The sequence below is a fragment of the Sorangium sp. So ce406 genome (genome assembly GCF_051474675.1).
GTDB classification, from domain to species: Bacteria; Myxococcota_A; Polyangia; order Polyangiales; family Polyangiaceae; genus Sorangium; species Sorangium cellulosum_G.
Genome location: NZ_CP150340.1, coordinates 7677888 through 7700823 on the forward strand (window position 1 = coordinate 7677888; position 22936 = coordinate 7700823).

The 22936-nt window shown below is 70.3% G+C and carries 23 protein-coding genes; 11 read left to right on the plus strand and 12 right to left on the minus strand.

Annotated elements, in window-relative coordinates:
• The first annotated feature begins 148 nt into the window (after positions 1 to 148).
• Positions 149 to 2260: a transketolase gene (tkt, locus tag WME96_RS28430; RefSeq protein ID WP_437284729.1), complete on the plus strand. Its 2112-nt coding sequence runs from the start codon at positions 149 to 151 to the stop codon at positions 2258 to 2260.
• Between the two features lie 364 nt (positions 2261 to 2624).
• A complete protein-coding gene (locus WME96_RS28435) occupies positions 2625 to 3608 on the plus strand; it encodes a YfdX family protein (protein WP_437284730.1) in 984 nt (327 codons plus the stop codon).
• Between the two features lie 73 nt (positions 3609 to 3681).
• On the opposite strand, the gene WME96_RS28440 is transcribed toward WME96_RS28435, so the two are convergent.
• From WME96_RS28440 to WME96_RS28455, 4 genes are all read right to left on the minus strand, one after another.
• Entirely contained in the window at positions 3682 to 5184 is a 1503-nt protein-coding gene (locus WME96_RS28440) for a KUP/HAK/KT family potassium transporter (RefSeq protein ID WP_437284731.1), read from the minus strand.
• Positions 5147 to 5683 (minus strand): HdeD family acid-resistance protein, encoded by a 537-nt coding sequence (locus tag WME96_RS28445; RefSeq protein ID WP_437284732.1) that lies wholly within the window; start codon positions 5681 to 5683, stop codon positions 5147 to 5149. The genes WME96_RS28440 and WME96_RS28445 overlap by 38 nt, the downstream gene beginning before the upstream one ends.
• A 322-nt stretch (positions 5684 to 6005) precedes the next feature.
• A complete protein-coding gene (locus WME96_RS28450) occupies positions 6006 to 6653 on the minus strand; it encodes a BON domain-containing protein (RefSeq protein ID WP_437284733.1) in 648 nt (215 codons plus the stop codon).
• Between the two features lie 284 nt (positions 6654 to 6937).
• A complete protein-coding gene (locus tag WME96_RS28455; RefSeq protein ID WP_437284734.1) occupies positions 6938 to 7564 on the minus strand; it encodes an Hsp20/alpha crystallin family protein in 627 nt (208 codons plus the stop codon).
• Positions 7565 to 8096: 532 nt separating this feature from the next.
• On the opposite strand from WME96_RS28455, the gene WME96_RS28460 reads away from it, so the two are divergent.
• From WME96_RS28460 to WME96_RS28490, 7 genes are all read left to right on the plus strand, one after another.
• Positions 8097 to 8750 (plus strand): BON domain-containing protein, encoded by a 654-nt coding sequence (locus WME96_RS28460; RefSeq protein ID WP_437292371.1) that lies wholly within the window; start codon positions 8097 to 8099, stop codon positions 8748 to 8750.
• 105 nt (positions 8751 to 8855) lie between these two features.
• On the plus strand, positions 8856 to 9335 hold the full coding sequence (locus WME96_RS28465; protein ID WP_437284735.1) for a redoxin domain-containing protein: 480 nt from the start codon (positions 8856 to 8858) through the stop codon (positions 9333 to 9335).
• On the plus strand, positions 9332 to 9880 hold the full coding sequence (locus WME96_RS28470; protein ID WP_437284736.1) for a DsbA family protein: 549 nt from the start codon (positions 9332 to 9334) through the stop codon (positions 9878 to 9880). Before WME96_RS28465 ends, WME96_RS28470 begins: the two co-directional genes overlap by 4 nt.
• A gap of 7 nt (positions 9881 to 9887) precedes the next feature.
• The gene (locus tag WME96_RS28475) at positions 9888 to 10508 is read left to right on the plus strand and encodes a 2Fe-2S iron-sulfur cluster-binding protein (RefSeq protein WP_437284737.1); all 621 of its coding nucleotides are present in this window, start codon (positions 9888 to 9890) and stop codon (positions 10506 to 10508) included.
• Complete coding sequence (locus tag WME96_RS28480; RefSeq protein WP_437284738.1) at positions 10505 to 11494, plus strand: FAD binding domain-containing protein; 990 nt, start codon at positions 10505 to 10507, stop codon at positions 11492 to 11494. The genes WME96_RS28475 and WME96_RS28480 overlap by 4 nt, the downstream gene beginning before the upstream one ends.
• 9 nt (positions 11495 to 11503) lie before the next feature.
• Positions 11504 to 13816: a xanthine dehydrogenase family protein molybdopterin-binding subunit gene (locus WME96_RS28485; protein WP_437284739.1), complete on the plus strand. Its 2313-nt coding sequence runs from the start codon at positions 11504 to 11506 to the stop codon at positions 13814 to 13816.
• A 21-nt stretch (positions 13817 to 13837) separates the two neighbouring features.
• The gene (locus WME96_RS28490) at positions 13838 to 13966 is read left to right on the plus strand and encodes an XdhC family protein (RefSeq protein WP_437284740.1); all 129 of its coding nucleotides are present in this window, start codon (positions 13838 to 13840) and stop codon (positions 13964 to 13966) included.
• Here WME96_RS28490 and WME96_RS28495 read toward each other — a convergent pair.
• The gene (locus tag WME96_RS28495) at positions 13963 to 14355 is read right to left on the minus strand and encodes an alcohol dehydrogenase catalytic domain-containing protein (RefSeq protein ID WP_437284741.1); all 393 of its coding nucleotides are present in this window, start codon (positions 14353 to 14355) and stop codon (positions 13963 to 13965) included. The genes WME96_RS28490 and WME96_RS28495 overlap by 4 nt on opposite strands.
• 256 nt (positions 14356 to 14611) lie before the next feature.
• Between WME96_RS28495 and WME96_RS28500 the strand changes: the two genes are divergently transcribed.
• Positions 14612 to 15211 carry a hypothetical protein gene (locus WME96_RS28500; RefSeq protein ID WP_437284742.1) on the plus strand — a complete coding sequence of 200 codons (600 nt, stop codon included), beginning with the start codon at positions 14612 to 14614 and terminating at the stop codon, positions 15209 to 15211.
• Between the two features lie 47 nt (positions 15212 to 15258).
• On the opposite strand, the gene WME96_RS28505 is transcribed toward WME96_RS28500, so the two are convergent.
• The 6 genes from WME96_RS28505 to WME96_RS28530 all read right to left on the minus strand — a co-directional run bounded on the left by WME96_RS28505 (position 15259) and on the right by WME96_RS28530 (position 20720).
• A complete protein-coding gene (locus WME96_RS28505) occupies positions 15259 to 15480 on the minus strand; it encodes a hypothetical protein (RefSeq protein ID WP_437284743.1) in 222 nt (73 codons plus the stop codon).
• A 22-nt stretch (positions 15481 to 15502) separates the two neighbouring features.
• Positions 15503 to 16375 (minus strand): HvfC/BufC N-terminal domain-containing protein, encoded by an 873-nt coding sequence (locus WME96_RS28510; protein WP_437284744.1) that lies wholly within the window; start codon positions 16373 to 16375, stop codon positions 15503 to 15505.
• Positions 16359 to 17267 (minus strand): MNIO family bufferin maturase, encoded by a 909-nt coding sequence (gene bufB, locus WME96_RS28515; RefSeq protein WP_437284745.1) that lies wholly within the window; start codon positions 17265 to 17267, stop codon positions 16359 to 16361. The genes WME96_RS28510 and bufB overlap by 17 nt, the downstream gene beginning before the upstream one ends.
• Before the next feature lie 2 nt (positions 17268 to 17269).
• The gene (locus WME96_RS28520) at positions 17270 to 19276 is read right to left on the minus strand and encodes a ferritin-like domain-containing protein (RefSeq protein ID WP_437284746.1); all 2007 of its coding nucleotides are present in this window, start codon (positions 19274 to 19276) and stop codon (positions 17270 to 17272) included.
• A 10-nt stretch (positions 19277 to 19286) separates the two neighbouring features.
• Entirely contained in the window at positions 19287 to 20132 is an 846-nt protein-coding gene (locus tag WME96_RS28525; protein ID WP_437284747.1) for a DUF2267 domain-containing protein, read from the minus strand.
• An 84-nt stretch (positions 20133 to 20216) separates the two neighbouring features.
• A complete protein-coding gene (locus tag WME96_RS28530) occupies positions 20217 to 20720 on the minus strand; it encodes a zinc-binding dehydrogenase (RefSeq protein WP_437284748.1) in 504 nt (167 codons plus the stop codon).
• A gap of 51 nt (positions 20721 to 20771) precedes the next feature.
• On the opposite strand from WME96_RS28530, the gene WME96_RS28535 reads away from it, so the two are divergent.
• Entirely contained in the window at positions 20772 to 21497 is a 726-nt protein-coding gene (locus WME96_RS28535; protein WP_437284749.1) for an aldo/keto reductase, read from the plus strand.
• On the opposite strand, the gene WME96_RS28540 is transcribed toward WME96_RS28535, so the two are convergent.
• Complete coding sequence (locus WME96_RS28540; RefSeq protein WP_437284750.1) at positions 21425 to 22624, minus strand: alcohol dehydrogenase catalytic domain-containing protein; 1200 nt, start codon at positions 22622 to 22624, stop codon at positions 21425 to 21427. The two genes, WME96_RS28535 and WME96_RS28540, sit on opposite strands and share 73 nt — an antisense overlap.
• Positions 22625 to 22936: the final 312 nt, after the last annotated feature.

Consider the following 22936-nt stretch of genomic DNA (forward strand, 5'->3'; position numbering starts at 1 on the left):
TGCGCATTGGGATGATCGGAATGGGACGACTGGGCTCGGCCATGGCGCGACGACTGCCCTACGCGCACTGCGCCGTGCGCCTCCACATCCTCGGCGGATGGCGCACGCCCACGACGGCCACGGTCCAGATCCGGATGAGGAGGGCGGCATGAAGCATCGATCCCACGCCAATCCCGTCGAGACACCGAGCCACGAGGCCGCGCTGGATCGCCTCTCGATCGACGCGCTCCGGATGCTCGCGGTCGACATGGTCGAGAAGGCGAGGTCCGGGCACCCGGGGATGCCGATGGGCGCCGCGCCCATGGCGTATGTCCTCTGGACGCGCTTTTTGCGGCACAGCCCCGAGCACCCGTGCTTCTGGGACCGCGATCGTTTCGTGCTCTCGGCCGGTCATGGCTCGGCGCTCCTCTATGCGCTCCTCTACCTGACGGGCTACCGGGAGATGACCCTGGAGCAACTCCAGCGCTTCCGGCAATGGGGGAGCCTCACGCCCGGACATCCCGAGTCGCACCTGGTCGAGGCCGTCGAGGCGACCACGGGCCCGCTCGGGCAGGGTCTCGGCAATGCGGTCGGCATGGCCATCGCCGAGGCGCACCTCGGCGCGCGCTATAACCGGCCGGGCCACACCATCTTTCACCACCGAACGTTCGTGATCGCCAGCGACGGCGACATGATGGAAGGCGTCGGGTCCGAGGCGAGCTCGCTCGCCGGCCACCTCCAGCTCGGGCGGCTCGTGGTGTTGTACGACGACAACGGTGTGACACTCTCGGGTACGACGTCCCTCTCCTTCAGCGAGGACGTGGGCGCGCGCTACCAAGCGTACGGCTGGCACGTGCAGCGCGTGCCCGACGGTGACGATCTCGATGCGATCGAGCGCGCGCTCCGGGAGGCATGCGACGTGGAGGACCGGCCCTCGCTCATCGCGGTGCGGACCGTGATCGGCGAGGGCGCGCCTGACAAGCAGGGCACGTTCGAGGTGCACGGCAATCCGCTCGGCCGCGACGAGGTGGTGAAGGCGAAGCAGCGCCTCGGCTGGCCCCTCGATCCACCCTTCTTCGTGCCCGAGCAGGTGCTCGCGCGCTACCGCGAGGCGCTGGAGCGCGGCCGCGCGCTGGAGGAGGCGTGGCGCGCGAGCTTCCGGGCGTACGAGCGCGCGCTGCCCGATCTGGCCGCGGAGATCGTGCGGCGCTTCGGCGGCCGGCTGCCCGAGCACTGGGACGAGGATCTGCCGACCTTCCCCGCGAGCAAGGAGGGACTGGCGACGAGGAAGGCCTCGGAGGCGGTCCTGCAATCGCTCGCCGCCGGCGTGCCGGAGCTCGTCGGCGGGTCGGGCGATCTCGATGCGTCGACGTTCACGTGCCTGAAGGGGTACGGTGACCTCGAGCCGCCGTCGCGCCCGCCGCAGGGCGTGCAGGGCGCCGCGGGAGGGACGTGGAGCTACGCGGGCCGGAACATCCATTTCGGCGTGCGCGAGCACGCCATGGGCGCCGCGGTGAACGGGCTCTCCTACCACGGAGGCTTCATTCCCTTCGGCGCGACATTCCTCGTCTTCCACGACTACATGCGGCCTCCGGTCCGGATCTCCGCCATCGCGCGCCTCGGCTCGATCTGGGTGTACACGCACGACAGCATCGGCGTGGGCGAGGACGGGCCCACCCACCAGCCGGTCGAGCACCTCGCCGCCCTCCGCGCCATTCCTGATCTCGTGGTCATCCGGCCCTGCGACGCCAACGAGACCCGCTGGGCGTGGCAGATCGCCGTCGAGGAGCGCCGCCGGCCGACGCTGCTGGTGCTCACCCGCCAGGCGGTGCCCACGCTCGATCGCGACGTGTTCGCGCCGGCGAGCATGCTCCGTCGGGGCGCTTATGTGCTCGCCTGCGATGGATCCGCCAACGATCCGGAGATCGTGCTCATGGCCAGCGGATCGGAGGTGGCGCTGATCGTCGGCGCCGCGGAGATCCTCAGGCGAACAGGCGTCAGGGTCCGGCTGGTCTCGATGCCGTCATGGCGCCTGTTCGAGGAGCAGACCGCCGCGTACCGCGAGGGCGTGCTCCCGCCCCGCGTCGCGCGCCTGGCGGTGGAGGCCGCATCGCCCCTGGGCTGGGAGCGCTGGACCGGGGAGCGGGGGGACGTCGTCGGCGTGCCCCGCTTTGGGGCCTCGGCGCCCGGCAGGAAGGTGCTCGAGGAGTACGGGCTCACGGCCGACAACGTTGCCCGACGCGCGCTCGCGCTGGTCTCGGGTGCGCGGGCGAACGGTTGAGGGCCCGCCTCGCAGCCTCCGCTCGGAGCGAGCGCTTGCCCGAAGTGGACCGGCACGAGGATGATGTCTTGGGCGTGCCCCTCCGGCGCGCCTGTTCGCACGTGATTCTCCACCAGTCCCTCCGCTTTTGCGTGGAGGGGACGCAAACGCGATACCGAGCATCATGTGGTATTGACGCGCCGAGGCCCGGCGGCATGCTCGCAGTGGGAGAATCCGTCGAGGTGCTGGGCGACCACCGGCAAGTCGCGGAGAAGCTCACCCGGGCAGAGGTGGCGAGCTAGCGGACGCTGAGCGACGCACGCTCGGCGGCGTCCGGCCGGCTGGTGGGCAGGCAACCGGAGATCGAGACCCGAAAGGACATCAGATGAAGGACACAAGAAGCACATCGAGTTCGGTGCTGGCGATGTCCTTGGCCTTGTGCATGGGACTGGCCTCGTGCGAACGCGCCCGGGAGCATGGCGGGACATCCGCGTCTCTCCTCGCGCCGAGCGAGGCACAGGCGCTACCTGACACCAAGAAGCCACCGAAGGAAGGCGAGCGACAAAGGAAGCCCGAGATGCGGCCCGAGGTAGAGAAGCAGCGGAAGGAGGCCGAGCAGCAGGGCGAGAAGACGCTGGACAAGGAAGCCATCGCGGCCATCACAGAGACCCGGAATGCGCTCAAGGCCACCGCGGAGGACAAGCGCGATGAAGCGGCGGCGGCGCTCGAGCGGGCTACCGGCAAAGTCAGCGTCCTCCTGGCCCGCAACCCGGCGGCGGCCCTCATCCCTGTCCAGCTGGAGGTCGACATCATCGACGTGGCGCCGGTGGACATTCAGGCCATCAAGGAGATCGCCAAAGCCGCGGAGAGGGCCGTGGAGGACAAGAACTATCCGGTGGCGCGGGTGGTGCTCTTCGGTCTGACCAGCGAGATCCGCACCCGCGTCTACAACCTGCCACTCGCGACCTATCCGGCCGCTCTTGGCGAGGCCGCCCGTCTGCTCGAGCAGAAGAAGACCAAGGAGGCCGGCGTGGTGCTGCAGACGGCGCTCAACACCCTGGCGGTGATCGACCGTGTCAGGCCGCTGCCGATCGTCGCTGCGCAGGCCGCGATCAGCGAAGCCCAGGCCCTGCGCGAGAAGGACAGGGACGGAGCGCAGCGGCTTCTGGCCACGGCCAGGCACGAGCTCGAGCGCGCGAAGGAGCTCGGATACGCGGGCAATGACCCGGAATACGCAGCCCTGCACAAGGACATGTCGGACATCGAGGCACAGCTCAAGAACAAGGAAGACGCGACCTCGGCCTTCGCCAAGCTGAAGGATAGGATAGCGGCGTTCTTCAAGCGGCAGTCCGAGAGCGAGCGGCGCTGAGCGCAGGCATCCACGCGCTTCGAACCGCCGCGCCCGCCGGCAGCCTGATCCAGAGCGCGCTCGCGGAGGCGCGCTAGAGATCGATCTGGAGCCCTATCTCCACCACCTGGCTCGGCGGCAGCTCGAAATAGGCGGACCGCGGGACCGCGTTGCGCAACATGAACGCGAAGATGCTCTCGGCGACGTGGCCCATGCGGCCCCGGTCGGTCGCCAGGAGCGTCTCGCGGCCGACGTAGTAGGTGAGGTCGTCGACGTCGAACGGCTCGCCGCTCCGCTCCGCCGCGGCGACGAGGCAGGAGGGGACATGCGGGCTCTCCATGAAACCCATGCGGTTCCGGAGCCGGTAGAAGCGGTTGCCGCCGAGCGACGTGAGCTCGATGCGCTCCCCCTCGGGCACGCGGGGCACGTGCTCCGTGAGCACGGTGAGGAGAATGGCCGTCTCGTGCAGGACCTTGTTGCGCGCGAGGTGGTGCGCGAGGCTCGGCGGCGTCTTGTCCGTGCTCGTGAGGAACACCGCTGTGCCGGGCACGCGCGCGGGGCGCTTCGCGTCGAGCTCCCGCAGAAACGCGCCGAGCGGCGGGGCGGTCTCGACGACAGCCTCGGCGAGCAGCGCGCGGCCCCTCTTCCAGAGGGCCATCAGGCCGAAGAGGGCAGCGCCGACGAGGAGCGGGATGTACCCGCCGTCGCGCAGCTTGAGCAGGGTTGCGCCGAAGAAGGCGAGGTCGCCGGCGAGGAACACGACCAGCAGCGGCAGCGCCTTCACGCGAGGCCAGCGCCAGGTCCTCCGCGCGACGCCGTAGAAAAGGACGGACGTGATCGTCATCGTCCCGGTCACGGCGATGCCGTATGCGGCCGCGAGGCGGCTCGACGCCTTGAAGCCGAGGACCAGCGCGACGCACGCGACGGCCAGGGCCCAGTTGACTACGGACACGTAGACCTGCCCCTCCACCTCGCTGGAGGTGTGCTTCACCGCGGTCCACGGGAAATATCCGAGCTGCACCGCCTGGTGCATCAGCGAGAAGGCGCCGGAGATGAGCGCCTGCGACGCGATCAGGGTGGCCATGGTCGAGAGCGCGACCAGGCCGTAGGTGGGGATCCCCGGCGGCGCCATATCGAAGAACGGATTGCCGGCGGCCTCGGGATGGCCAAGCAGGAGCGCCCCCTGGCCGAAATAGTTGAGCACGAGCGCGGGGAGCACGAGCCAATACCACGCCCTTCGGATCGGCCCGCGACCGAAATGCCCCATGTCGGTGTAGAGCGCCTCGACGCCGGTGATGACGAGCACGACGGCGCCGAGGAGAGCAAAGCCGTGGACGCCCTGGTCCAGGAAGAAACGCACGGCGTGCGCCGGCCGTAGGGCGTCCAGCACCGACGGGTCGCTTGCGATGAACCGGAGCCCGAGCAGGGCGAGGACGATGAACCAGAGCAACATGATCGGGCCGAAGACCCGGCCGACGGGCTCGTCCCGATGTCCCCGAAGACGACGCCGAGCGCCGCAACGACGAGCGTGGCGCGCCGCTCCGGGCGCGGCGCGCCGGTCACACGCGCGCGCTGGCCACGGGCCGGGGTCGCGCACTGACCCCGATCAGCAGCATCGACGATCCGCCGATGATGAGGTTGACGCCCACGAGCAGGCCGAGCGCCCACGCCGCGGTGCTCGGCCAGCGCCACCAGATCAGGACCCCGAGCGCCAGCGAGAGCAGCCCATCGAACAGGAGCCAACCCCAGGCGGGCATGTCGCGGTGCTGGATGGCGCGGATGATCCTGAGGAAGCCGTCGGCGAAGAAGAACGCCGCGAGGATCAAGGTCAGCGTGACCGTGCCTGTCACCGGGAAGGCCACGATCAGGACGCCCGCGACGATCTGGAACAGGGCGCTCACGAGGGACCAGGCGGAGTTGGACCATCGCGGGTTCCGGACGGCGTGGATGCCCTGGAGGAGGCCGCTCACCACCAGCACGCCCCCGATGACGACCGCCGAGACCAGCGAGGCGATCACGGGCATGAGCATCGCGAGCACGCCGAGCACCAAGAGGGCGATGCCGAGCCCCACGAACGAACCGCGGTTCTCCTGCACGGCATGAGCATCGACCAACCCCAATCCGAAGCTCGTCGTGCGGATAGGATCCTCCAAGCGACCAGCCATGTGCGTGCCCTCCTCTTCTTGGAGCTGAAGTTTCATCGCGAACCGAAGCCCCAGCGTCTCACCGGCGTGCCTGCTCGCCGCAATGAGCGTCTAGCTCACTTAGCTCCTCCCCCGGGAGCGCATGATGCGGGGCGCGGCACGGGCCACGGCGAACAAGGTGCCGCCCGTGAACGGCGTCAAGTGACCGCCGCCCAGCGGCGATGAGGCCTGTCTCGCGTCGCGGAGCCTCTCCGGGCATCATCTCCGGGCATCATCACGCCTCGACCGTGATGAGGTTCTCCACGTCGTGGACCCCCGGAGCCGCCCAGGCTACCCGCTCGACCTCCTCTCTCTCGGCCCACGAGCGCACGCTCCCGTGCAGGGTCACCTCGCCGTCCACCACCTCGATGCGGATGCGCCGGGCATCCAGCAGGGCGCTGCGCCTCAAGGCCTCCTCGATCCGAGCTTTCACCTCCGTCGGTGTGACGCTCGGCCCGACCGTGATCAAATTGCTCACCCCCCTCACGCCCGGAAGTTTGCGGACGGCCCTCTCCGCTGCGCTCTTCTGGAACCCCCAGCTCACCTCGCCTTCCAGCTTCAGCCAGCCGTTGCTCACCGTGACCTTGATCTTGTCGGCTGGCACGAGGATGTTCCACTCGAGCGCCCTGACCGCCGCGGCGGCGACGTCCTCGTCGGTGCGCCTGTCGGGCAGCTTGACGTCAAGCTCATTGACGACGGCGCTGACGCCGTAGACGCGCCTGGCAGCCTCCTCCGCGGCCTGTTTCTCGGCGTAGGTGGAAGCGTGGCCGCGGAGGGTGACGACACCGGCCTTGACCGAGACGGCGATGTGGGCCGCGTTCACGCTCGGCTCCCACGACAGCTCGCTCAGGACGTCATGTTGCAGTTCGATGTCGGTCTTCATGTGTCACTCCTTTGGGCTCGACCGCCGATGCGCCCGGGCTCGACCTCCGGCCTCGCTGCGGCCTCCCCGGCTGTGTCTGCGTCGTAGACGCCACCTCGGCAGCGTGGAGGTCCTGACGAGCTGATCGGCCACCTGCCGGTGGTCCCCCTGAGCCCGCATGGATTCGCGGTCCCGGATCGCCCCGGAGCCCGGAGCCGGCGCGGCGTCCCGGCTGGCGAGAAGGCCTGGCCGGACGTCGCGCCGTCGCGAGGACGATCAGGCGAGACCTGGCGACTTCCCAGGTCCTACGCCGCCTGCTTCTCGCCCTTCTCGCCCTTCTCGCCCTTCTCGCCCTTCTCGGCCGCCGTCCCGGCCCTCTCGGCCTCGGCCGTCGTCCCGCCCCTCTCGGCCGACTGTCCGGACGGGAGCTCCTTTCCGCCCGCCTCCTTGCCGCCGCCGATCTGGACGCGGCGCGATTGCATCTCCGCCTTCTTGGGCACCGTGATCCGGAGCACGCCGTCCCCGAACTCGGCCCTGAGCCTGCCGAGATCGGCACCTTCCGGCATCACGAACGAGCGGCTGAACGCCCCGTAGGAGCGCTCGTAGGCGAAGAACCGCTCGTCCTCGCGCCGCTCCTCCTCCTCCCGCCTGCCGCTCACCGTGAGCCGGTTGCCGGTGATCGAGACCTCGAGGTCCTGCTCGCGCACGCCGGGCAGGTCGAGGTTGATCACGTAGCTGTCCTTGGTCTCCTTGATCTCGACATTGGGCTCGAACACGGTGCTCGCTGCCTGGACCATGCCAGCGAACGGGTCGGCGCCCATGAGGTCACGAATGATACGGAAGGGATCGAGCGCGCGGAGCGGATCCGTCATGCGCGCAGGCTCCCAGGCGGTCGCGAGCGGCTCGCCTCGGCGAATGTTCAGATTGGCCATCGTACCCTCCTTCCTCCTCCACCAACCAGTATAAGCATCAATCGTGCGCAATGAGGATAAATCGTGCGTGCGCAATGAGGATAAATCGTGCGCACCGCACCGGCGGCGCAAGTGTGCAACGCGCGCCGGCGAGCCTCCCCTCGCGTTCGCCGGATCGAAGCGCTCGGGAGCGGACGTGTGCCAGACTGCCATTCATCCGGTCATGCAGGCGAGACAGGAGGAGGGAGCGCGAGGGCTCCCGATCGACGGTTCATGCCGCTCGAGTGCCTCTCCGCTCGACCGCTGAAATCAAATTAATAATAAGAAGAAGGGAGCGGCCTGGCCATGGGCCGGAGTGGCTCGCGCGATGCAAGCTCGCGAGGCCAAGGCTGCGAGGCCGGCCCGGGGGAAGGTCACGCGTGCCAAGCGCCAAGGAGAACCCGGCCGAGGTTGTACAGCTGCGTTCGCTCTGACGCTGCCGGCCGGGTGAGCCAACCGCCTGGTGGTACAGGAAGAACAAGCCAGAACCGACGCAAGCAAAGGAGAGCGATCAATGGACGACAGACAATTGCAACGGGATGTCCTCGATGAGCTGGCGTGGGAGCCGAGCGTCAATGCAGCCGAGATCGGCGTGGCGGTCAAGGACGGCATCGTCACCCTGACCGGCCGCGTGCAATCGTTTGCCGAGAAGTACGCGGCCGAGCAGGCGGCCAAGCGCGTCTACGGCGTCAAGGCCGTCGCCAACGAGCTCGAGGTCAGCCTGCCGGGCAGCAGCCAGCGCACCGACGAGGACATTGCTGCGGCGGCCGTCAGCGCGCTCAGATCCAACGTGCTCGTGCCGGCCGACAAGATCAAGGTCACGGTCAGCAAGGGCTGGCTGAAGCTGGACGGCGAGGTGGAGTGGCAGCTCCAGAAGGAGGAGGCCGAGAAGGCCGTCCGCAATCTGGTAGGCGTGGTCGGGGTGAGCAACTTCATCACAGTCAAGCCGCACGTCTCCCCGGCGGAGGTCAGGTCCAAGATCGAGGACGCCCTCAAGCGCAGCGCCGAGATGGACGCCCGGCGCATCAGCGTCGAGGTGGTGAACAGCGGCAAGATCGTCCTGCGCGGGAGCGTGCGCTCGTGGGCCGAGAGGGAGGAGGCCGAGAGAGCAGCCTGGTCGGCGCCCGGGGTCTACAGCGTCGAGGACCTCATCACCGTCTCGCCCTGAGCCGACCGCCGCCGCTGGCCGCTCGATCGGGAGCCCAGATCGCTTCTTGCGGTCCCCGGTGGGCGCACCATGCTGCCATCAAGTAGGGTAGGGGGAGGAACCATCATGGCCCAACCGATCGGCCCGGGCGCGGCCGCGCCCGATTTCACGCTGGCGACCACGCCCGACCAGAAGGTATCGCTGAGCGATTTCCGCGGGCAGCCGGTCATCCTTGCCTTCTACCCGGCCGACTGGAGCCCCGTGTGCGGCGACCAGCTGGCGCTCTACAACGAGAGCGAGGTCCGCAGCGAATTCGAGCGACACCACGCCAAGCTCCTCGGAATTTCCGTCGACGGGGTGTGGTGCCACCTCGCGTTCGCCCGCGACCGAAAGCTGCGTTTCCCGCTGCTCGCCGATTTCGAGCCGAAGGGCGCAGTGGCGCGGCAGTACGGCGTCTACCGCACGCATGACGGCATCTCCGAGCGGGCGCTGTTCGTCACCGACGCGGAGGGCAAGGTGGCGTGGAGCTACGTCTCGCCCGTCGGCATCAATCCCGGCGCTGACGGCATCCTCGACGCGCTGGACAAGTTAGGAGGTTCGAAATGAGCAAGCTGACACCGCCGGTCGGCCCCGGCGACCACATCCTCGGTGACGTGGACGCGCCCGTCACGCTGGTCGAGTATGGCGACTTCGAGTGCCCATACTGCGGGCGCGCCCACCTCGTGCTCCAGGACGTGCTGCGCCGGGTGGGTCGCGACGTGCGCTTCGTCTTCCGCCACTTCCCGCTCGCCGAGCTGCACCCGCACGCGCTCGCCGCGTCAGAGGCCGCCGAGGCCGCGGGGGCGCAGGGGAAGTTCTGGGCCATGCACGACACACTCTTCGAGCACCAGGACGCGCTCGGGCTCGAGGACCTGGTCGGCTACGCCACCGACCTCGGGCTCGATACCGAGCGCTTTGCCGACGAGCTCGCGAGCCACGCGCACCTCGACAAGGTGAAGGCCGACGTCCACTCCGGCGTGCGCAGCGGCGTCAACGGCACGCCGACGTTCTTCATCGACGAGGTGCGCTTCGACGGCAGCTGGGACGCGGATACGCTTACGGCCGCGTTGCGCGCCGCGATCCGCGCGAAGACGCTGGCGGCGACGGGGTGATGGCGCCGTGGCGGTCGCCGATCAACAGCGCCCGGCGGGAATGGATGCGGGCAGAATGGATGCGGGCATAGGAGCGTCGCAGTCCCCCGAGGGCTGCGTGCCCGTGCGTCTCCGGGTCAACGGTGAGCTTCGCGAGCTGCGCCTCGACCCGCGCACGACGCTGCTCGACGCGCTGCGCGAGCATCTCGACCTGAACGGGAGCAAGAAGGGGTGCGACCTCGGGCAGTGCGGGGCCTGCACCGTGCTCGTGGATGGCCAGAGGGAGCTTGCCTGTCTCGCGCTCGCCGTCGCGCACCAGGAGGACGAGATCACGACGATCGAAGGGCTCGCGGACGGCGACCGGCTCGACCCCGTGCAGGCGGCCTTCATCGAATGCGACGCGCTCCAGTGCGGCTACTGCACGTCGGGTCAGATCATGTCGGCCGTGGCGCTCCTCGAGGAGGCGCGCCGCGGCGTCCCCAGCCATGTCACGCTGGACGTCTCCGCGCCGCCCTCGCTGGGTGCTCTCTCCGATGAGGAGATCCGCGAGCGTCTCAGCGGCAATCTCTGTCGCTGCGGCGCGTACCCGAACATCGTCGCCGCGGTGCGCCGGGCGCGGGATCTGAACGGGGGAGGAAGCGCGGCATGAAGCCGTTCCGCTACATGGAAGGCGAGAGCGCCGAGGCTGCGACCCGCGCGGTGACCAGCGCGCCGGGGGCCGTCTTCTTCGCCGGCGGCACCACGTTGATCGACCTCATGAAGATCGATGTGGTGTCGCCGGACACGCTGGTCGATATCCGTCGGCTGCCGCTCGCCTCCATCGCGGAGGACGGGGAAGGCGTGCATATCGGGGCCAACGTGCGCAACAGCCAGCTCGCGTGGCACGCGACCATCCGCGAGCGCTACCCCGTCCTCTCGGAGGCGATCCTCTCCGGCGCCTCGACGCAGCTGCGCAACATGGCCACGACCGCCGGCAACATCCTGCAGCGCACCCGGTGCCCGTACTTCCGCGACGTGCACGCGGCGTGCAACAAACGGGAGCCCGGGTCCGGCTGCGATGCCATCGAGGGATTCAATCGCAGTCACGCCGTCCTGGGCACGACCGAGCACTGCATTGCGACCTATCCATCCGACATGTCCGCAGCGCTCGTCCTCCTCGATGCCGTCGTGCGGACGCGGAAGCCGGACGGCACGACGCGCAGCATTCCCCTCGAGGATCTTCACCTGCTCCCGGGCGACACGCCCGAGCGCGAGACGGTGCTGGAGCATGGAGAGCTGATCACCCACGTCGATCTGCCGCACCTCTCCTTCGCCCGCCGCTCCCATTACCTCAAGGTGCGGGATCGGGCGAGCTACGAGTTTGCCCTCGCGTCGGCGGCCGTGGCGCTCGACATGGATGGCGAGACGATCCGCGCGGCCCGTGTGGCGCTGGGCGGCGTGGCCACGAAGCCGTGGCGCTGCCCCGAGGCCGAGCGGGTGCTCGCCGGGCGGCGTGCAACGGCGGACAGCTTTCATGCCGCCGCGGACGCCGCGCTCGCGGGCGCTGTCCCCCGGCGGCACAACGGCTTCAAGATCGAGCTCGCGAAGCGCGCGCTGGTGCGTGCGCTGAGCGAGCTCACGGCCCGGGCGGCCTAGGAGTCGACGATGGCGACTGGCAACTGCCTGATCGGCACACCCGTCAGCCGTGTGGACGGGCGAATGAAGGTGACCGGCGGCGCGCGGTACGCAGCCGAGACCAGGTTCCCCGCGACGGCGCACGCGGCGCTCGTGGGCAGCACGATCCCGAGCGGCCGGGTGGTGCGCCTCGACGTGGCGGCTGCCGAGCGTGCGCCGGGGGTGCTGCTCGTGCTCACCCATGAGAACCGTGGACCGCTCGGCGAGATGCCGACGAGCGCGGACTGGACGGGGATGACGCCCGAGCGGCGCCCGCCGCTCGAGGACGCGCGCATCCATCGCTACGGCCAGTACGTGGCGATGGTGGTGGCCGACACGCCCGAGCAGGCGCGTTACGCCGCGTCGCTGGTCCAGGTCGCGTACGAGCGCGCGCCCTTCGCCGTGGCGATGGAGCAGGCCCTGGAGACCGCCGATGTGCCGCGGCAGGTGTTCGGCGAGGAGCTGCAGGTGCAGCGGGGCGCGTCGCTCGCGGGCGCGCTCGCCGCGGCCGAGGTGCGCCTGGACGTCACCTACGCGACGCCCAACGAGCATCCGTGCGCGCTGGAGCCGCACGCGTCGGTCGCCTCGTGGGACGGCGACACCCTCACGGTGTACAACGCGACGCAATGGGTGCGGGGCGACCGGGCCGTGCTCGCGGCGGCGCTCGGGTTGCCCCAGGAGAAGGTCCGGGTGCTCGCGCCGTTCGTCGGCGGCATGTTCGGCTCGAAGGTCGCAACGGGCTGGCATACGGTCCTCGCCGCGCTCGCCGCCCTGAGGCTGAAGCGGCCGGTCCGAGCGGTCCTCACCCGCGCGCAGGTGCTCACCAACGTGGGACATCGCACGGAGACCGTGCAGCGCTTCGAGCTGGGCGCGACGCGAGGCGGGACGCTCCTGGCCCTGCGCCACCACACGCGCGTGCACACGGCCGCGGACGAGCGCCTGGACGGAGAGGGGTTCCTGGAACCGACGAGCTGCACCTCCCGGCTGCTGTATGCCTGTCCGAGCTACGAAGCGACCTACGACTGCGTGCGCCTGAACGTGATGGCGCCTGGATGGATGCGGGCACCAGGCGAGGCCCCCTGCATGTGGGCGCTGGAGAGCGCGATGGATGAGCTCGCCCTCGTGCTCCGGATGGATCCGGTCGAGCTGCGCCGCCGCAATCACACGGACATCGATCCACACCGCGGAGCTCCGTTTTCGAGCAAGCACCTGCTCGCCTGTTACGAGCGGGGCGCCGAGCGGTTCGGGTGGGCGCAGCGCACGCCGGAGCCGGGTTCGATGCGCGATGGCGACGCGCTCGTCGGCTGGGGGATGGCGACGGCCACGCACCCCGCCTGGCTCATGGGCGCGACCGCGCGCGTGCGTCTCGAGCGCCGCGGGACCGGCGTCCGCGCCGTCGTCTCGACGGCGGGTGTGGACGTGGGGACCGGCATGTACACGATGATGGCGCTCGTCGCGGCGGAAGGGCTCGGCTTGCCGCTCGCTCAGGTCACGGCCGAGCTGGGCGACACCCGGCTCGCGCCCTGCCCCCCTGCGGGCGGCTCGAACCTGACGGCCAGCACGGCGCCGGCGATCCTGGATGCATGCGCCGCGCTCCGCCGGGAGATCGTCGCGCTCGCCGCGGCCACGCCGAGCGGCCTTTCGGGTGCGGTGGACGAGACCGGCGAGCTCCCGTGCGCGGAGGGGAGCCTCCCCCGCCGTCCGCCGCTCGCCATCCACATCGATTATGCCGAGCTGCTGGCGCGCATCGGGCGCGACAGCCTGGAGGCCGAGGGCAAGACCGCGCCAAGGAGCCTGCATGACGACCGCTTCACGTTCCAGTCGTTCGGCGCGCACTTCGTGGAGGTGCGCGTTCATCCGGACATCGGCCGCATCCGCGTCTCGCGCGTGGTGAGCGTCTTCGACGTCGGGCGGGTGCTGAACGCGAAGGCGACGCGCAGCCAGCTCATCGGCGGCATCGTCTTCGGCATCGGGCAGGCGCTGCTCGAGGAGCTGGTCTACGACGGAGCGCACGGGCAGCCGATCAACGCCGATCTTGCCGGCTATCTCGTGCCCGTCCATGCCGACGTTCCGGACATCGACGTGAGCTGGCTTGATGAGCCGGATCTGGTCTTCAACGCGGTCGGCTGCCGCGGCGCCGGGGAGATCGGGATCACCGGCGTCGCGGCGGCGATCGCGAATGCGGTCCATCACGCCACCGGCGTCCGCGTGCGCGGCCTGCCCATCACGCCGGAGAAGCTGCTCTGGGCGCCCGCAGACAGGCAGCCCGCGCCAGGGGCGAGCCGACCCCAGGGAGCCGGATGAAAGAGCTCTGAGAGGTCGTGAATGCCTGTCTCGGAGCCCGGCTATGCGCCGGTGGGTCTGGACATCGGCGCGGACACCCCCGAGGAGATCGCGCTCTCGGTCGTCGCGGAGGGGTCGAGCGCCGATGACCGCCCCCGGGGACGGAGCTAAAGGACCCGCAGGAACGCCGTGAGATCGGCCTTTTCCTGCGCCGTCAGCCTCGTGCCGAGCACGATTTCGTGGAGCACGGCGACGTACTCCGCGTAGAAGCCGCCCTTCGGGTTGCTCCAGCTGTAGGAAAACACGCGATCGCCCACCGCGAGGCCAGCGACGTTCGGGCCGACGGCGGCGACCGTGCCGGCCCCGTCGGTGCCGAGCACGAGCGGAAAATCGGCGCGTCCTTCCGACAACCAGCCTTGTCGGATCGCCGTGTCCCACGGCCCGACGCCGGCCGAGTGGAGCGCAATCAACACCTCGCTCGCTCCGATGGTGGGTACCGGCAGCTCGTGGATCGTGAGCACCTCCGGTCCCCCGAAGCGATCGATCGCAGCGGCGAGCATGGTCTTCGGTATTTCTCTCATCTCGCTCACACTTCCCGCGCGCGGATGCTGCAGGAAGCGGACCACCCACGCCGCGCTCAGCGAGGCGCGAGGGACACCTGCGATCGTCGTCGAACGTTCGCGTGCACGCGCATTCCCGGCTTCTCATGCGACCTCGGCGTCCTAAGTTGTGGTGGAGGGGGGCGGCCGAGGCGAGGGTATCGAGGGACGCCGCGGAACGTCGCTGAGCTCAGAGAGACGGAACAGAGGATAAGTCATGCCGAGTCCGCCCATCGGGTGCCGCGAGTTGGATCTGCTCGTCCACGAGGCGCTCCACGTCCACAACGAGCACGCCCGCGCGACTTCGGAGAGCGTCCGGCGCAAGCTCCACGCCCGCCTGCTCGAGCTGGAAGAGCGCTTCGAGCGGGTGCTCACGGAGTCGGTGTCCGACGAGGCGGTCCGCCGCGCCTGGCGCGAGCACCTCCACGCGCGGGGTCCGGCTCCGGCGGAGCCGCCCCCACCGCCCATCCTCGTCTTCAGGGGACGCTCCGAGGCCGGATCCGAGGTCGTCGTGCGCGTCGCGAGCAGCGGCGAGCTCCGCGTCGAAGTGGACGGCGCGCTCTTGAATCGCACGGTCGCGCTGGCTCTCCGTCAGGATGGAGAGCGGTCGTTCTTCCCGATCAAGGGCGTCGGCGACTTCGGCGAGACGTTCGTCGCCTCCCCGGAGGCCATCGAGGCGTTGCGCGCCTGGGTCGACGAGCCCCGCGGGCAGCCGCCGTGGGAGCACCTGCGAGAGCTTGCCGACGACGGGCTGGTCGGCAAGGACTTCGCGCTCACGCCGCGCGGGCGGCGCGCGCTCGGCCGTACCGCAGCCTGACCGAGATCGCCGTCCCGCGCCCGAGCGCGCGCGGCCCGCGCGGCCTGTCACACCAGCGCATTCAAGGCGCCGTGCAGGTGGGCGGCAGCCACCTCGATCTCGCGGTCCTCGTACTGGGCTGCTCGCACCTCCGCCGCGATCACGCCGCAGCGATGGAGCTTCTCGAAGTCGCCGTAGGGGAACTTGGCCTCGCTCGTCGAGAAGCGGTGTGCGGGCGACGACGTCTTCGACGTGGCGGGGATCGTCGACGTACGCAACGAGCTCGGCATCGCGCGCTGATCCCGGAGGGATCTACCTGCCTCGTGTCAGCGAGACCATCCCGAGCCCCTCTGCCGTGGGCAGCCAGAGCAGGAGATCCACCAGCGCCGCGCCCCTGTCCTCGCCCGTCGCGGCGGCGACCTCCCCGGCCAGCGCGACCAGCGGGCGCGGGCTGCCGCAGCTCGCCAGCGCGCGTCGCTGCCAGGGCGCGACATCGGCCAGCACGGGCCGGTACGCGACGCGGCTGACGGCGAGCAGCGAGGGCCGCGCCTCGGGGAGGGCGGGGGCCTCGCCGCGATCGACGGCCGACAGGAAGCCACGCACGTCGTGCCCCAGCGCGGCCACCCGCAGACACGGCGCGGCCACGACGTAGAGCTCGTCCCGGAGGAGCGGCGAGAAGCCGGTGACGTCGAGACGCGCGCCGTCCTCGTCCGGGAGCCCCGGCGCCCGGAGCGCCTCGATCCGGGCGCGCTCGACGCGGGCGAGATCGATCGGTAGCCGGAGGAGCGAGCGCCGATCCTCGGGCATGACCTCGTCGGGAGGGCGCGTCCGCTCGAGGTGGTCGGCGAAGCCTTCGCCGAGCATGAAGAGGCTATGGTGCCGCGGCGGCCGTGACGCGAGGTAGCCGGTCGCGAAGCGCTCGAACAGCGCGTCGCCGAGCAGCGCGCGGACGGCCGGGTAGTCGGCCCGGATGCAGGCGAGCAGGCGATCGAGGTAGCCGCGCGCGTAGATCGAGAGCCGCTCGACCGCGTCGGCGCCCTCCGGGACGCGGATCGTCCGCGCCTCGCCGTAGCGCTCGCGCGCGCGGCAGAGGCCGGCGGGGACGCCGCCCGGCGTGGTCACGGCGAGCCGCAGCCAGTCCTGGAGCGCGGAGAGCGACGGCGCGCCCTCAGGGGGCGAGGTCATGAATCACTCCGGGGAGCCAGGGGGCGTCGTCGCGCACGGGGCCCGAGAGCGGCACGTCCGGCAGCTCGCCAGCGAGCACGGCGCGTGCCTTGTCGAGCTCCGCGACGAGATCCGGATACGCGGGAATCGCCGCGTCCCACTCGAGCAGCGTCGGGACGCCGCCCGTCCGCTCCTCTGCCAGGCGATAGAGGCGCCAGACCGGCGTGGGCACGGGGTGATCGTGGGTGTCCACGAGGTAGCGGCCGAAGGACGTCGGGCCGGCGATGTGGATCTGCACGATCCGATCGTGCGGCAGGCCCTCGATGTACCGCTCCGGGTCGAAGCCGTGATTGAACGACGACACGAAGACGTTGTTCACGTCGAGGAGCAGGCCGCAGCCGGTCCGCTCGGAGAGCGCGCCGAGGAACTCCCACTCCGGGATGGTGGAGGCGGCGTACTCGACATAGGTGCTCGGGTTCTCGAGCACGAGCGGCCGGCCGAGGAAGTCCTCCACGCGGAGCACGCGCTCGGCCACGTGATCCAGGGCCTCCTCGGTCAGCGGCAGGGGCATCAGATCGTGGGTGTTGTGACCGGCCACGCCGGTCCAAGAGAGGTGATCCGAGATCCAGGCGGGCTCGACCCACGCGGCGAGCGCGCGGAGCCCTTCGAGGTAGTCCATGTCGAGCGGATCGGAGGAGCCGATCGAGAGCGAGACGCCGTGCATGACGATCGGGTGGGAGCGCGCCAGCGCCCCGAGCACGTGACGCGCGAAGCCGTGATCATCCATGAAGTTCTCGCTGATGATCTCGAGCCAGTCGACACGCGCCGGGTGCCGGAGCAGGTGGTGGAAATGGCATGACCGGAGCCCGAGTCCGAAGCCGAGCTGGGGCATGCCGAGGCGGGCGGGGCGCATGGTCAGGTCGAGGGCGGGAAGGCCACGCGCAGATCGTCGGCGGGGGGTGGCGCGCTCGGCGGGGTCTCGCCGCGCGCGCGGAGGACCTCGCAATAGGCCCTCCAGGCGACGTCGTAGACGGGGTCGCCGTAGGCGAAGGGCATCGTGCCGATCGACCTGGGCTCCGCGTCCGGCCCGATGTCGAACAGCGCCATCTCGCCGCTCGACGGGTAGAGCTGCGAGGCCGAGATGGGGACGGCGCAGCCGCCCAGGGCGCCGCACTTGTTGTCGGTCGGCGCGCTGTAGAGCATCCCGCGATGGCCGCAGCTCGCCTGGGACTTGATCGTCGTGCCGCAGCTCGTCGCGCCCCCGCCGCCGCCCCCGCGGCAGCTCCCGCCGCCCGCCACCGATTGCACGAAGCCGCAGCCGCCCTGGGCCTTGCAGGCGTTCGAGCCCTTGCAGGTGTGGTAGGTCGTGATCGCGGGCATCTCGCCGGAGCCGGGGTGGGCGAGGTCGAGGCCCTGGCACGCATGATAGAGAGCGCCTTGCCTGGGCTGCTCGGTGCCCAGCGCGAGGTCCGGGGCCTCGCCGAGCACGGCCCAGCAGATCGACACCCGATCTCCCGAGCCGACCATCGAGGGGTAAGGGAAGCCGACGTTCGGGTCCTTCCAGTAGCCGTCGAGCGCGCGGGTGACCCCGGCGATGGCGCCGGCGGCCACCTGGCTGAGTTGCCGCCGCACGCTGCCGTCGGCATTCCTGGCCTTGAGCCGGTTGAGCGCCGCGGCGACGTCGGCCGCCCGGGGGACCTTGTCAGAGGCCTCGTCGGTGTCGCCGATCGTGAGGTCCCTGGTCGTCCACGGGGTCGCGCCGCGCGAAGCGTGCCACGCGTCCCAGGTCACGAGATGGGGGAGGAGCTCTTCCCTGATCTCGAGGAAGCGCGCGTAGTGATCCTTGCGGTCGTTGTCGAAGCGGGCCTTCGCGTCCGCGGAGGGCAAGAGCTTGCCGTCGTCGTCGTAGCTCGGGTAATCGAGGGTGAGGCCCTTCTCGGACGAGCGGTAGTCGGTCGCGACCTCGTTCGCGAGGGAAGCGAGCGCCTCCCTGTGGCCGAGCAGCACCGCGCGCAGGGGCGGGGTGATCGTCCTGCCCTCGCCCTGGTCCGTGATGGCGCTGATGATGTCGACGGCGGCGCCGAGCGCCTCCTCCGCGCCGATGGTCGGGAGCACCGCCGAGATGCCGGGGTACTCGGGCATGGGGTGCCCGCCGGTCGGCGTGTTGAACAGCTCGCGCTGCACGGAGCTCGGCGTATAGACGTGCTGCCAGAGCGTCGTCCCGTCGCGATAGCGCATGGTCATGTAGTGAACCATGCACTCGTACATGTATCCGATGGTCCCGAACATCGGGAGATCGGCCTCGGTCTGGTCAGGGGTCCAGCCGGCGAAGGGCACGGCGGGGAAGTACTTGTCGAGCTTCTGGGGATCGATGCGCTGCCTGGCCTGGTTCTCCGGCGCCTCGACCGCGAGGAAGAGCTCGATCTGTGCGGCGGAGAGCGGCCCGAGCACGACCTTGGCGGAGGCGTGGGTCGTCGTGTCGCGGAGATCGATGATGTGGGGAATGACGGTGTTGTCGGGGCCGAAGCACTTCCAGCCGTCGTCCTCGGTCTGGAGGATCGAGCTCGTGAAGGTCGGCGTGACGCCCATGCTCGTGGCGAGGTTGGCGGCGAGCTGGAGGTGCAGCATCTCCTGGACGAAGACGCTGAAGATGATGTTGAAGGCGCGCTCGTTGGCGCTCTCCGGCGCGTGCGTCGGCGCGGAGCCGGGCCACCTTCGTCCCTTGTAGAACGTCTGCTCGGAGGCGTTGATCGGGTGCATGCCCTGGATCGAGTACATGGGCACCATGTAGAGGGGGATCGTGAACAGCTCGACGGTGACGGCGGCCTGCGCGAGGGCGCGCAAGGCAGAGGCGTCGATGGAGAGGTTCTTGGGATCGCGAGCGTGGACGGGATCGATGTGGATCGACTCGACGGTTCTCATGGTGACCCTCTCATGCGGCCGGGCGGCGGCGACCCCAGAGCTCCTTCAGATCCGAAGGGAGCTGCGACTCGACGGCGATGACCTCCTCCTCCGGCAACTCGGCCTGGATCGCGGAGAACACCGCGCGGGCGACCGCCTCCGCCTGGGTCGGCGTCGTATCGAGGTGCTCTGCCACCATCTGCAGGAACTTGTCGCGGCCGAAGCGCTCCGGCCGCTCGCCCCGGTGCGTGACGCACGGGAGGACCAGCCTGCGCAGCGGCGGGGGCAGGGCCTGCGCCAGATCCTTCGCCTCGCCGCCGCTGAGCCGGCGCGACAGCACGCACAGCACGGCGCCGGCCGCGTCGGGCGCCTCGACGCCGACGGGGAGCGTATCGTCCCGCTCGAGCCGCTCGAGGATGCGCGCGGACTTCGCGTCGAGCGCGAGCCCGCCCGCCGGCGGCGCCTCTCGAGACGTCACGGCCCGCAGCGTCTCGGCGGCCCTCTCGGCGACGTCGTTCTGGGCGATGTCGGAGAGGCTGATCACCCCGCGGAGGTGCCCCTCTTCGTCCGTGCACACGATGCGCGCCTTGCGCGCCAGGCTCATCCGCACCTCCGCCACCTGGACGTCGTCCTCCGGCCGGCAGGCGACCACCTCGCGGGTCATCACGTCGTCGATCGAAGCCGACGGGGGATTGCCGTCGGCCACGTTGCGGATCGCGATGTCCCGATCCGTCACCGTGCCGAGCACTTTGCCCGAGGCGTCGCAGACCGGGAGAAACCCGATGCTCTCTGCGCGCATCAGCAGCGCCGCCTTCTGCACGGTGGTGTTCGGCAGCACGGAAACGGGGTTGTTGTTCATCAGCTCGCTACAGAGCATGGCTCCCTCCCGAGCGTGGCTGTGGTGTCGAATCCCCCCGATGTCACTGGGCGGGGCGTCGAGGGCGCGCCGGCAGGCTGCGCGTCAGGCGCGATGGACGTGGAGCGCGATCTTGCCGAGCACGTGTCCCTGCGCCAGACGCTCGTGCGCCTTGGCCGCCCCGGCGAGCGGGTAGGCTGCGGCGATCGGCACCACGAGCTTCGCCACATCCGCCGCGCGCGCGAGGCGCTCGAGCTCACCCGGCGTCGAAACGATCTCGGAGCAACATGGTCCCCTCGCCGCGCGAGATCGTAGTCTCGTGAAGGTGAATCGAAAGCCCCGACGGGGCCCTCTCCCGCGAGGCGCCGCCGCGCGACGAGCAGGCTCGGCGCGCGGGTCGGGACACCCCTTGCCAGTCCATGACGAGAGCGCCACGAGCGGCCGGAGGGCACTTCCATGGCTCGCATGAGAACCATCACCGAGGCTGCCGGGCCCGCGAGCCCGGAGCTCGGTCGCATCCTGAAGATGGTGGATGAGACCGTCGCGCGCGGAGCGCGCGCCCTCCTCCGCGGCGCGCCGCAGGGGCTGGTCCTTCCCCCCATCTTCCATCTAGAGGGTAGAGGCTGAGCGCTGGACGCGCTCGGCTGAAGGAGGTCCGCCATGGCAGTCGATGCCGTCCGCACGATCGCGCTCCCGTCCGGCAAGGAGATCCCGGCGCTGGGGCAGGGCACCTGGCACATGGGCGAGGACGCGCGGCGTCACGCCGAGGAGGTCGCGGCGCTGCGGCTCGGCCTCGATCTCGGCATGACGCTGATCGACACCGCCGAGATGTACGGGGACGGCGCCGCCGAGCAGCTCGTCGGCGAGGCCATCATCGGGCGCCGCGACGAGGTCTTCCTGGTCAGCAAGGTGCTCCCGTCCAACGCATCGAGGAGGGCCACGGTCCTCGCCTGCGAGGGCAGCCTGCGGCGCCTCGGCACGGACCGGCTCGACCTCTATCTCCTGCACTGGCGCGGTCCCACGCCCCTCTCGGAGACGATCGCGGCGTTCGAGGCGCTCGTCCGCGCGGGTTTGATCCGCTTCTGGGGCGTCCAGGCCGTAGCCCGCGCGAGCTGCGGCAGGCGGTGCCGGCGCGCGCGCGGACCGGGCTGCTGCGAGGCCCGCAGATCGCCGAAGCGCAGGAGCAGCCCTGCTCTTCAGCGGCACGTCGCTGCTGCTGCTCGGCCTCAGCGCAGGGTCCGCCGTCCCGGCGCGCCCGTGACGATCGCGCCGCCGCGGAGGCGCCGTCGCGGCGCGGCCCTCGGGCGTCCGTTCTACGCCGCCTTCCCCAGGCTGCCGTGGGGGTCGATGATGTACTTCTTCGGCTCGCCCCGGTCGAACACCTGATAGGCCTCGACCGCCTGGTCGAGCTTGATGACCTCGGGGTTGATGACCTCGCTCAGGTACTCCATCCGGCCCCACAGAATGGCCATCATCAGGTCCCGGTTGTACCGCATGACGGGCGCCTGGCCCGCGGTCATCGAGGGCGACTTGATCCACGCCTTGCCGAGATCGAGGCTCAGCTTCCCCCTCTTGTGCTCCTCGTCCTTGGCGTAGGGATCGCCCTCCGCGTAGATGCCGGGGACGCCCATCGCGCCGCCGGCGCGGACGACCCCGAAGAGCGCGTTGATCACCGCCTCGGGCTCCTCCTCGCCGGCCATCTTGCCGTAGCCGTGCGCCTCGAAGCCCACGCAGTCCACGCCGCAGTCGACCTCTCGCTCGCCGAGGATCGCCTGGATCTGGTCGGGCAGCGGCGTCTGCGAGGTCGTGTCCACGACCTCGTACCCTGCCCTCTTCACGAGCGCCCGCCGGGCGGGGTTCGGGTCGCCGACGATGATGCAGGACGCGCCCAGGAGGCGCGCGGAGGCGGCGGCGGCGCGGCCGACCGGGCCCGCTCCGCCGATGTACACCGTGGATCCCGTCTTCACCCCCGCCTCCATGCACCCGTGGTATCCGGTCGGGAGGATGTCCGAGAGGAAGGCAAGCTCCTTCATCTTCGCCATCGCCCGGTCCTTGTCGGGGAACTTCAGGAGCTGGAAGTCGGCGTAGGGCACCATGTGGTACTCGGCCTGCCCGCCCTGCCAGCCGCCGAGGTTGAAGCCGTACGCCCCGCACGCGACCGCAGGGTTCGTGTTCATGCACACGTCGGTGTGCCGCTCCCGGCAGTTGCGGCAGCGTCCGCACGCGACGTTGAAGGGCACCGAGACGAGATCGCCCTTCTTGATGTACTCCACGTCGCTCCCCAGCTCGATCACCTCGCCGGTGATCTCGTGGCCGAGCTGGTCCCCCTTCGGGAACGGGAACCGGCCCCGGTAGATGTGCAGGTCGCTGCCGCAGATGTTGGTCGCCAGGACCTTGAGGATGACCGCGTGCTCCAGCTTCCGGCCGCGCGGATCGGCCATCTTGGGATAGTCCCTGCTTTGAACCTCGACCTTCCGAGGCCCCTGATACACAACCGCACGATTGGCTGCCATGACTCCATTCCCCTTTCCCGTCGAGCGCCCGAGCGGCGCCCTCGACCCGCGGCTCCCAGCGCAACGTGGGATGTCGGGCGAAGACGGCCCTCCGCCTTCCATCCTTCCTCCGTGCCCGGTCGCCGCATCCGGCGTTCGGGACAGCGGTCCTCGTGGGATCGCGAGGCGAGCCATCGACGCAACGCCGGTGCCACCAGGATGATGCTCCCAGCGCACCAAGGCCCTGCATGAGCCCGGTGGGGCGCGATCACGCGCGCCCGTCACCGTCATGCGCGCGCCGCGACAGTGGTCACGGGCCCGGGGCCGTGTGCG